General features: G+C 42.2%; 9 protein-coding genes. 5 read left to right on the top strand and 4 right to left on the bottom strand.

Annotated elements, in window-relative coordinates; translation table 11 throughout:
* The 4 genes from CH376_RS22935 to CH376_RS22920 form a co-directional block, all read left to right on the top strand.
* On the top strand, positions 1-1,085 hold a 1,085-nt coding region (locus CH376_RS22935), incomplete at its 5' end, for a methyl-accepting chemotaxis protein (protein WP_243398313.1).
* Positions 1,086-1,168: 83 nt separating this feature from the next.
* Positions 1,169-2,047: a M50 family metallopeptidase gene (locus CH376_RS22930; protein ID WP_100788501.1), complete on the top strand. Its 879-nt coding sequence runs from the start codon at positions 1,169-1,171 to the stop codon at positions 2,045-2,047.
* A complete protein-coding gene (locus tag CH376_RS22925) occupies positions 2,044-2,982 on the top strand; it encodes a UDP-glucuronic acid decarboxylase family protein (RefSeq protein ID WP_100788499.1) in 939 nt (312 codons plus the stop codon). Before CH376_RS22930 ends, CH376_RS22925 begins: the two co-directional genes overlap by 4 nt.
* A gap of 75 nt (positions 2,983-3,057) precedes the next feature.
* Complete coding sequence (locus tag CH376_RS22920) at positions 3,058-4,227, top strand: Re/Si-specific NAD(P)(+) transhydrogenase subunit alpha (RefSeq protein WP_100788498.1); 1,170 nt, start codon at positions 3,058-3,060, stop codon at positions 4,225-4,227.
* On the opposite strand, the gene CH376_RS22915 is transcribed toward CH376_RS22920, so the two are convergent.
* From CH376_RS22915 to CH376_RS22900, 4 genes are read right to left on the bottom strand one after another with little or no spacing between them, the layout of a single operon-like run.
* Positions 4,186-4,722: a phosphatase PAP2 family protein gene (locus CH376_RS22915; RefSeq protein WP_100788496.1), complete on the bottom strand. Its 537-nt coding sequence runs from the start codon at positions 4,720-4,722 to the stop codon at positions 4,186-4,188. The two genes, CH376_RS22920 and CH376_RS22915, sit on opposite strands and share 42 nt — an antisense overlap.
* Positions 4,719-6,038 carry a histidine--tRNA ligase gene (hisS, locus tag CH376_RS22910; RefSeq protein WP_100788494.1) on the bottom strand — a complete coding sequence of 440 codons (1,320 nt, stop codon included), beginning with the start codon at positions 6,036-6,038 and terminating at the stop codon, positions 4,719-4,721. Before hisS ends, CH376_RS22915 begins: the two co-directional genes overlap by 4 nt.
* Positions 6,039-6,044: 6 nt before the next feature.
* Positions 6,045-7,193, bottom strand: coding sequence for a DUF1577 domain-containing protein (locus tag CH376_RS22905; RefSeq protein WP_100788493.1), 1,149 nt, complete (start codon positions 7,191-7,193; stop codon positions 6,045-6,047).
* 9 nt (positions 7,194-7,202) lie between these two features.
* On the bottom strand, positions 7,203-9,275 hold the full coding sequence (locus CH376_RS22900; protein ID WP_100788492.1) for an OmpA family protein: 2,073 nt from the start codon (positions 9,273-9,275) through the stop codon (positions 7,203-7,205).
* 94 nt (positions 9,276-9,369) lie between these two features.
* Between CH376_RS22900 and folP the strand changes: the two genes are divergently transcribed.
* A partial coding sequence (folP, locus tag CH376_RS22895; RefSeq protein ID WP_100788491.1) for a dihydropteroate synthase occupies positions 9,370-10,096 on the top strand: 727 nt, incomplete at its 3' end.

Below are 10,096 nucleotides of genomic sequence, written 5' to 3'. Positions count from 1 at the left end.
TTTTCGGATATAGAAAAAGAATTAGAGAGATTATCACGATTCAAAAAGAAATCGTCGCGGGAAATTTTCTTAAAGAAATTCCCGCAAGAAGGGAATATTCCGAAGTCGCTGAAATCTATTCCACACTTCGGGTTTTGGTGATTAGCGTTTGGGGTTTACTTGTTCAGATTAAAGAGAATTTTGAAAAGAACAACGAACTTTATAAGTATCTTTCCGTATCCTCCGAAAAATTCCAGGCGAACACTCATTCTCAGGCGACTTCCGTTGAAGAGACGGCGTCCGCCTCTCATGAGCTATCCTCCACTCTTGAAGAGATTGTGAAGTCGATCCAGTTTCAATCTTCCGGGCTGACCGCTATCAATGAAGGCATCGGAAAGGTAAACGAATCCATACAAAATGTTTCTAAATCGATGGATAACCTTTCCACTCAAACTTCTTCAGTGAAACAAAAGGCGTCTCAAAGTCAAGATACGTTTGGCAGAGCGATTCTTGCGATGGACGAGATCAAAGAATATTCGAACGGGATTTCCAAAATCATCGGAATTATCACTTCCATATCGGAAAAAACAAATTTACTTGCACTCAATGCTTCGATCGAATCCGCAAGGGCCGGAGAAGCGGGAAAAGGTTTTAGCGTAGTAGCGGAAGAAATTTCCAAACTTGCCGATCAAACCCGAAATTCCATCAAGGACATTGTGAGTCTTATCGGTAACACAACTAAGGCCGTGGACTTTGGAGCCGAAAAATTTCAGGAATCTTTATCGATCGTCAAAGAATTAACCGATTACATTGGCGAAGTGAATTCTTCCGCAACCATAGTTACCGCTTCCTTAGCGGCTCAAGCCGAAAAATTAAACGAGATACGAAAGAACACGGATCAGGTGAACAAACTCGGAGAGACCATAACGGAATCTTCTCGGTTTCAAAAAGTTGCCTCGGAAGAGATTGCGTTGTCTATGCAGAATATCGCGGAGAATTCCGAGTCGATAGCAAAAACTTCCGAAGAGATAAAGTTAACCGTGGACGAGTCGGTCCATAAAGCAATCAAGTTGAAGGACATTCTCAGACATTTTAGGACCAGTTGAATTCTAAAATAAATTAATAGATTAAGCTCGATCAGGGGATCATTTTGTTTCTCTTAAAATAGAATTTTGCCGATATTTTAATCGTGGAGAATCGATTCTTAAGACTGACGATTTTTATTTCGATTGCAATTACGTTATTTTCTTTTTGGGATCATCATCTCGTTCGTTATCTCAAAGACTTCATCGTATTTATTCATGAAATCGGACACGCGATCGCCGCGTTGTTAACCGGAGGAACCGTACATGCAATCGAACTCCACGGGAACGAATCCGGGGAGACGATTGCAATTCCGAGTTCGGGTAAGAGCTCTTTTATCTTCGTGGTGTCCGCCGGATATTTAGGTTCGTGCTTGATCGGCGGCTTTCTTTTGAACCGCGGGTTTTCCGGCAAGATGATTCGACCGACTTTGATCTCGTTCGGTGCGATCCTGCTTCTTATGACGATTTCCTACTCGAAGCCCGGCAATCTTGCCCAGTACACCGGAATTCTTTGGGGTCTTGGATTTGTTTTGCTCGGATTCTTTAATCTTAAGATAAATCATTTTATATTGGTCTTTATCGGAACGAGTATCACGCTCTATAGTTTATACGACTTATTGGATTTTACCGGAAACATCGTTTTTACCGACGCAGGAATTATGGCGATGTGGATCACGGGTGCAAATTCTTCCCAAAGCATTCCGAAATCAGTGATCGTCTTGGGATATTTGATTGCCCTCCTCTGGTCTTTTTTTAGCTTATCCATCATATTCGTCTCGGTGAAAAAAGTTTTCCAAACCAAAACACAAGATTCGGAATTCTTACAAGAAGAGGATTCTTTCCACTTTCCCGAAGGCGTAAATGCAGAATCACCGTTTCCGGGAGACGTAACTCCCGAAGTCATGGAATGGTTTTTCAGCAAGGGGCTCGACTTAAACGGAAAACCCTTGCCCGCCGAATTTTTGGAAAAAGAAGAACAATGAGCAAAAAAAGAATACTTATCACCGGCGGAGCCGGCTTTATCGGATCCCATCTTTGCAGCAGATTATTAAGTGAGGGTAACGAAGTTATCTGTCTCGATAACTTGCACACGGGAAGAAAGAAAAATATAGAAGAACTTTTTAAACATCCTAGTTTCGAATTTATCAGGCACGACGTGACGGACCCGATCAAACTGGAAGTGGATCAGATTTACAACATGGCCTGCCCTGCTAGTCCGGTTCATTATCAATCGAACGCGATAAAAACGATTAAGACAAACGTACTTGGAATGATGAACACGCTTGGTCTTGCAAAAAGAGTGGGAGCGAGAATTTTGCAAGCCTCTACTAGCGAAGTTTACGGTAATCCGTTGGAGCATCCGCAAAAAGAAACCTATTGGGGAAATGTAAATCCAATCGGCATACGCAGTTGTTACGACGAAGGAAAACGCGTAGCGGAAACTTTATGCTTTGATTATCAGAGAAATCACGAGGTGGATATTCGTGTAATCCGAATATTTAATACTTACGGTCCGAAGATGCTGGCGGACGACGGACGAGTAGTTAGTAACTTTATAGTTCAAGCGCTTAGGAAAGAAGACATAACCATTTACGGAGACGGAGAGCAAACACGATCTTTTTGTTATGTGGACGATCTTGTCGACGGGATCATTCGGATGATGAACACGGATGATTTTTCGGGTCCGGTCAATCTCGGAAACGACGGAGAATTTACGGTGAGAGAACTTGCCGAATTGGTCCTAAAGGAAACGGGTTCTTCCTCCAAGATCGTTCGTAAACCTCTGCCTCAGGATGACCCGGCTCGTAGAAAACCCGACCTAACCTTAGCGAGACAACGATTGGATTTCGCGCCAAAGGTTGCGCTCGTTGACGGAATTCGGAAAACGATCGAATACTTTAAAAATAACTTGGATTAAATTTACGCGAAGAAAATCTGGACGTACTTTGACGAAACGCGTCCGGAACGCGCTATTTATCACCGGGAATAAATTATGAATATTGGAATTCTAAAAGAAGCTAAAGAAGAAACAAGAGTATCCGTAACTCCTGACATCATTGATGCGCTTAAGAAAATCGGCGCTACTGTTCTGGTTGAAAAGGGAGCGGGAGAGCAGTCCTATTATCATGATGAAGACTATAAAAAAGCGGGAGCCAGTCTCGTATCTCGCCAAGATATCATCAGTAAATCTAATATTATCGTAAGTCTACATCTTGCAGATCCCGCAACGCTTGCTAAAATTAAACCGGGAACGATTTATCTCGGAATGTTTCAACCTGCGATGAACGCGCAGACGATTCAGAAACTCGCATCGAAAAAAGTGGATGTTCTAAGTTTGGATGCTATTGCGAGAATCACGAGAGCGCAATCAATGGACGTACTTTCTTCTCAAGCTACCGTCGCCGGTTACAAAGCGGTTCTTTTGGCCGCTTCTCATTTAGCTAGATTTTTTCCGATGCTTACGACTGCAGCCGGAACGATTACTCCTGCCTCCGTTTTGATCATCGGCGCTGGAGTTGCCGGCCTTCAAGCGATTGCTTCTTCCAGAAGATTGGGCGCAGTAGTGGACGTATTCGACACAAGACCCGAAGTAAAGGAACAAGTTCAGTCTCTTGGAGCGAAGTTCGTAGAAGTCGAAGGCGCTCAACATTCTGCGGCAGCCGGCGGTTATGCGGTAGAACAAACCGAAGAATACAAAAAACGCCAGCAAGAAGCCATTGATAAATTTGCTCAAAGAGCGGATGTGATCATTACGACTGCGTTGATTCCCGGAAGAAAAGCTCCTCTTCTAATCACTAAGAAAATCGTGGATAATATGAAATCCGGTTCCGTAGTTGTCGACCTTGCTTCTTCCATGGGCGGAAATTGTGAATATACAAAACACGGTCAAAACGTAATAACTCCAAAAGGCGTCACAGTGATCGGTCATAAAAATCTTGCGGGATCGATTCCGAACGATGCGTCGAAGATGTTCAGCAAAAACGTTTTGAATTTTTTGAAATTATTGATTAAGGAAAAGAAAATCAATTTGGACCTGAACGACGAAATTCTTTCCTCGACGACGATCACTCACGGCGGGGAAATCAGACACAAGTTGACATTGGATGCACTTGGATCGAAATCAGGCGCAGCAAAACCTAAGAAGAGCGCTTCCAAGAAATAATCCCGCTACTCCGAAGATGGATCCTATGATCCATCCGCCGATCACGTCGCTTACAAAGTGATGGAGAGAAAGCAACCTTCCGAATCCGGCTAAGAAACTGATCAAAATCAAGGCCGGAGAAAATTTAAACAAGAATACGAGAATTAAAACCGCAGTCATCGAATTCGCTGCGTGCGCGGAAGGAAACGAATGTTTCATATCCGGATTGGAATCTACTTTTCCAGCGACCGTAATCAACGGTCTCTTTCTCGCTATTAACTTTTTTAAGAATAAAACGAATCGGTCGTTCGCATAGGTTACAACGCCGGTAAATAGAAGCACCCAATACCAAGCGATAGGCAAATCTTGTTTTAGAAAAAGAAAGGGCAGAAGAATGAGGAGGAAAACTTCTCCGCGATTGATCTTAGAAAGAATATGACTCAACTTAGGATTGTGCAGATTTGCACGGATCCAAGTTGAAAGTGAAAAGTCGATCTTATCTACGATTTGTATCAAAGTTGAAAGTCTTTTTTAAGAATTTCGCAAAGCCCTTTTCTAGGCAGGCTTTTTTGTTCTCCGGAAACCAGATCTTTCATTTGAACGGAATCCGATGCGATTTCCGATTCTCCTAGGAACAATACATAACGATAACCTTTTTTTTCCGCGACTTGAATTTGTTTTCCTATTTTTGCGGAATCTAACATCGTTTCGGTGAGGATTCCATTCTCACGAAGCTCTTTAGAGAGCTTGGAAGTTTCCAAAAATAAAGCTTCGTCCATAATCGGAAGAAATACGGTAGTTTGTCTTCCCAGCTCGGGAATTAGATTATGACCTTCGAGAAAATTCTTAAGAGTCACGTCTCCCAAACCGAATCCGATTCCAGAAAGTTGTTCTTTGGAAAACAACCCGATCAAGTTATCGTATCGCCCTCCGCCGTAGAGAGATCTTCTATTTTCGGGATTTGTATCGAAGACTTCGAAAATACAACCTGTGTAATAATCGAATCCTCTGATGATCGAAGGGTCAAAGGTAAGTTGTTTACCAACTCCTAATTCTTCTAATTCTTGAAATAGATTTCGAATGAAAGAAATGGAATCAGAGTCGATCCCAGGAATCTCAGAAACATTATCCAAAGTGGAAGAAAGATAAGTTTCAATGAGAGGAAGTTGTTCTGGAGCGTTGTTCAAAAGGGGTTTGATTTCGGCTTCAAAAACTTCCGCGGTTATCTTTGATTTCTTATCCAAAAGTTTGGAAACGCCGTGAACCTGATTTTCGTTCAGCTTCAGAGTAATTTTCAAAAAACTATCGAGGAGCTTTCTGTGGGAAACCTTAATCTGGTAACTTCCTTCAGGAGCTCCGAATTTTTTCAGAATGCAATCGGCGATGAGTAAAATCTCTAGTTCCGCTCGGTACGTATCAACTCCGAAAAGATCGACGTTTAACTGCCAGTGTTCTCGAAGCCTTCCTTTGCCCGGTTGCTCATAACGCCATAAATTAGGAATGGAAAACCAGCGAACCGGTCGAGGTAAGTTGCGGAGATTTCCGGCTACCATTCTTGCGAGGGTCGGGGTCATTTCCGGACGAATTGCAACTCTTCTTTCGCCCTTATCTATAAAATCATATAATTGTCGTTCAACGATTTCTTCGCCGCTTTTGGCTTTGTAGAGATCGAAAGATTCTAAGATAGGACCGTCGTATTCCTGATAACCGAAAGACAACACGGTCTCCCGCATTACGGAAAACATCCAATTGCGAAGACGCATCTCTTCCGGGTAAAAGTCTCTGGTTCCCTTATAAGGGGCTGTGGTTAAAAAGTTCTTCTGATTTTCCAAGGCAAATTACTGAGTCTTAATGAAGTTCATATTTTTCTTCAATAGAGTCATATTTGCCTTAGCATCATTGGAGCCAACTATTTCTGCGCCTACGTGGTAGATTTCTCCGACCTGGAAAATATGTCGGATATGAAAAGCAAAGCGCAACGGGGCTTGCATCTTAAATGTAATGTCCGCAGTGAACGAAGGTTTGTGCAAAAAAGACTCGATCAACTGCGATTCGGTAACTTCTAAAAGAATTCCGCCTTCCGATATGTTGAGGACATTTTGTTTTATATCCAATGCCTTTGTATTCGAATCGCCCATTCTGGAATTGAAAATTTCTTCCATTTCCAAGTAGAGAGGAACAACTTTTTCAGAAACGGGGCCATCGCTGGATTCGATTACTCCCATCGCGAAAATCTGAGATTCGCCGCCGCTTTTAAACAGAATTGGAAAAATCAAAAGGGAGCGAACTTTGCCGCTCTTGAAAAAACGAATTCTTTCTTCTAAGATCAATTCTTCCTGGAGCATTTTTTTTATAGGGAGAATTTCCAATTCGGCGAGATCGTCCGCTACTTCCGATGACATCGTATTTGTGTCGCTGATGTAGATCGGCTTTTTATGTTTTTTTACCAATTCTTCCTCAGGTGAAAGTTCTTCAGAAGAATTAAATACCAAATGCGCGCTCGGATAGATCTGCTTTATCTTACGATTAAGGTCGTTGAGGATGATCTGTCCCGAAGTACCTAATACTTTACTGATTTCTAATTCTTTCCGCGGTATTAGAAATTTGTGAGCGACGACTTTACCGATCAGTCCCTCTATGCGAGGGGACATTCTTTGAGTCTTGGCTATCTTAGCGAAAACCGGTTTGCAAACGATTTGAGAATCGTTTTTTTCCATTACGTGAAATCCGATTTCGATATGTTTTGAAAGAGTTCTGTATAGTACGAGTTCGTCGTCCATATTCGTAAGAGTAGTATCCACTGGGAAGACAAACGAGCCGTCCTCTCTTATTTCGATCGGTTTCAGCTCTTGGTGAAAAGGGGATTCTTTTACCAGCAATCCTTGAAAGTGAATGTATTCCTTAAGGATGTATTTTATCTTATTCAGGTCCTCGATGGTTTCCCAGGAACGAGGGGCCTGTAAATATTTTTGATACATTACGTTCATGAAAACTCCTTAGAGCTTTCTAAAACCAACTCTTCTATTTTTTGCTCTTCCAGTTTCTGTTTCATTTTCTGCATCCGGTTGCGAATACCAATAGGCTCTTGCTTTGATTCTTTTATCTGAAATTCCTTTCGAGATTAGATATTCATAAACGTTACGAGCTCTTTTGGCGCTTAACCTCGTGTTGTATTCCTTAGAGGCAACGTTATCCGTGTGTCCCCCAATTTCAATTTTATCGGACGCATTTTTCAACAGATAGTCTACAAGAGGATTTAATAACTTTTTATTCTCATCCGTGATTTTTGTTTTATTAAATTCGAAATAAATGCGTAGATTATAGATCGGATCTACGTCCTTCTCAGCTTTAAGAAAAATCGTAACGGTTCCGTTTTTGGAAATATTTTTTTGACTGATGTTTACGCTTTCCGAAATGTATTTAGGCGCGATCGCGAATAATTCGAAATCGGAATCGGGCAATTTATTTACTACAAAGGATTTTTTATCGGATTCTTGCGGAAGCGTTTCCCCTTTGCGATTAATCGGTGTAAAAAGCGTTACTTTTGCATCTTGGAGAATTTCTTTAGTCTTTTCATCGACAACCAACACTTTCAATCCGGAGGCTACGGTCTGCTGGTTATTCGCAACGGGAGCTTCTTCCGCTCTCGTCGTCTCCTCCGTCTTCCCCTCTCCCGTTTTAATCGGAAGTAAGACATAAGTCCGATAAACCTTGCGATTCTTCCCAATATTACCGCGAAGGTCTAGAATATCTTCTTGAGGATGAAAACCCGGCGAGCTGATTTCTATCTTATAAATTTTTCCCGTTTGAAGCGTAGCCGCAAAGTTAGACGGTTTTCCCTTTGTTAGATCTCCGCCGATTCTTTTGGAAGTGATGACGACGGCTGGCTTACTCCCATCGTAAATTTTCAGAGTGGAATCGAGTCCGATCATCGTTTTTTCAGACCCGTCTAAAACCAGACCCTTGAAGTTAAGATTGTAAGAATTTCGAAGAGATTCCGGAACTTGAAATCGATAGATATCGAACTGACCTTCGCCGCCGGTTCGATTAGAGGAAATATAAGCCCAGATTCCATCCTGATCAAAGCTGATCCCTTCGTTGTCAAAGCCTTCCCACTTTTCGGAGTTAAAAGGTTTCGGTAAAAGAAAAAGCGAAGACTGGTCCACTTTAGGAATTATGGAATCGGCGGTTTTAACTTCGGCTGTTTCTTCTGTGTCTTCTTCGTCTTCGAGCAAGTTGTCTAACGCGGATTTGTATCTAAGAAATATTCTGTAAATTTTAAATTTCTTTCTCTCGTCGTCCCGATTGGAACTGAAATAAAGTTGTTCCCCGTCTTGGTGGATAAATGGAAGAATTTCACTTTCGGAAGAGTTTAAAGGAGAGCCTAAATTTTTCGGTTGGGACCAGGTTCCATTCTTCTTATTACGAACCGATATCCAAAGATCGAAATCTCCGTAACCTCCCGGACGATCCGAGGAAAAAATCAAAAAGTTTCCATCGGGAGAAATCGAAGGCATCTTATCGTTGAAGTTGGAATTGATCTCACTCAAATGTTCCGGATCGCTCCAACGTCCGGTTTTTTTATCCTTGATCGTACGATAGATGTTCAAACCTTCAAAGCCAGTTCTTGCGACGGAAGGATTGAGAGTCGATGTAAAATAAATTTCCGAAGGCGCCTGATTTGCGTCGAAAAGAATCGAGATTCCTCCTTCGAACGCATTCGAATTGAAAAGATTCGGTTTACGAACGCCTGCCGTGGAAGCGCGTCTTAATTCTTCCCGAATGTTTTGATTCATGTTCACTGGTTTCGTCCATTCCGCCGGAACTTCCTTATCTAAATATTGAACGTTCTCAGAAATCCAAATATCCATCCCACCTTCACCTCCGGGACGATTGGATTGGAATACGATGTACTTTCCGTCCGGACTGATCAGAGGATTGTATTCGTCGTTCTGTGTGTTGAGCGGCGGCCCGAATTGTTTTTCGGGTAAGTCCGGAAGTGGCTGTGAAAAAAGAGAAGAGAAACCGCAGATCAATAAGTATAAAAAGAATTTAGAAAAAGTACGCATGAATCGCTCCAAAAAGAAAATCGAAGAGGGGCCGTTTTTAGTTTAATTTCGGGATCTCCTTTAAAGTATCGGTCTTGAACGAGAGTTTTTAAAGATGGAAACTAGCAAGGACCCGAATTCTTCCCCACATTCTCCGGTAATCTTCGGAGTTCTCAATATTACCGAGGATTCTTTTTCGGACGGCGGAAAATATCTTACGCTTTCCGCCTCTCAAGACAAAGTGAAATCTCTGCTTTCGCAAGGCGCGGACGTAGTCGATATCGGAGCTCAATCTTCCAACGTCCATTCCGGCTTGGTCGGACCGGATATCGAATGGACACGGATGAAGGAATTGATTCCGAGTTTGGCGGAAAAAAAAATACGAGTTTCCGTCGATACGTTTCAACCGGAAGTGATTCGAAAATCCTTAGAAGCCGGCGCGGAATTTATCAATCATATACGAGGATTCGTGGATAAGGAATCGATCTTCGAAGCCTCGAAATTCGCCGGTACGAATCGAAAGTTCGTCCTGATGTATTCTCACAATCATTCCAATCGACCTGAAAAAACTTCTCACCTAACAGTGGAAAACGTAATCGAGGAGATTCGGTTATTCTTTAATGAAAGAAAAAAGGAAATGTTAGAATCCGGAATTTCCCGGGATCAATTGATCTTTGATCCTGGGATGGGTTTTTTTCTGAGTCCGGACTTTCAAATCAGCTTCGAGGTTCTGAGAAAAATCAAAACTCTCCGCGAAGAATTTTCACCTCTGATGGTATCGGTTACTAAAAAATCCTTTCTTGGAAACGCGCTCGGCGGCCTCGACGTTTCGGAAAGGGAAA

It is taken from the genome of Leptospira adleri (assembly GCF_002811985.1).
GTDB classification, from domain to species: Bacteria; Spirochaetota; Leptospiria; order Leptospirales; family Leptospiraceae; genus Leptospira; species Leptospira adleri.
Note: the sequence above shows the minus strand (reverse complement) of the source record. Positions and strands in the feature narration are given on the sequence as shown.

Coding starts and splice junctions, on each gene's coding strand:
- CH376_RS22925 (WP_100788499.1), top strand. CDS start 2,044: ATGAGCAAAAAAAGAATACTTATCACCGGCGGAGCCGGCTTTATCGGA.
- CH376_RS22900 (WP_100788492.1), bottom strand. CDS start 9,275: ATGCGTACTTTTTCTAAATTCTTTTTATACTTATTGATCTGCGGTTTC.
- CH376_RS22905 (WP_100788493.1), bottom strand. CDS start 7,193: ATGAACGTAATGTATCAAAAATATTTACAGGCCCCTCGTTCCTGGGAA.
- CH376_RS22920 (WP_100788498.1), top strand. CDS start 3,058: ATGAATATTGGAATTCTAAAAGAAGCTAAAGAAGAAACAAGAGTATCC.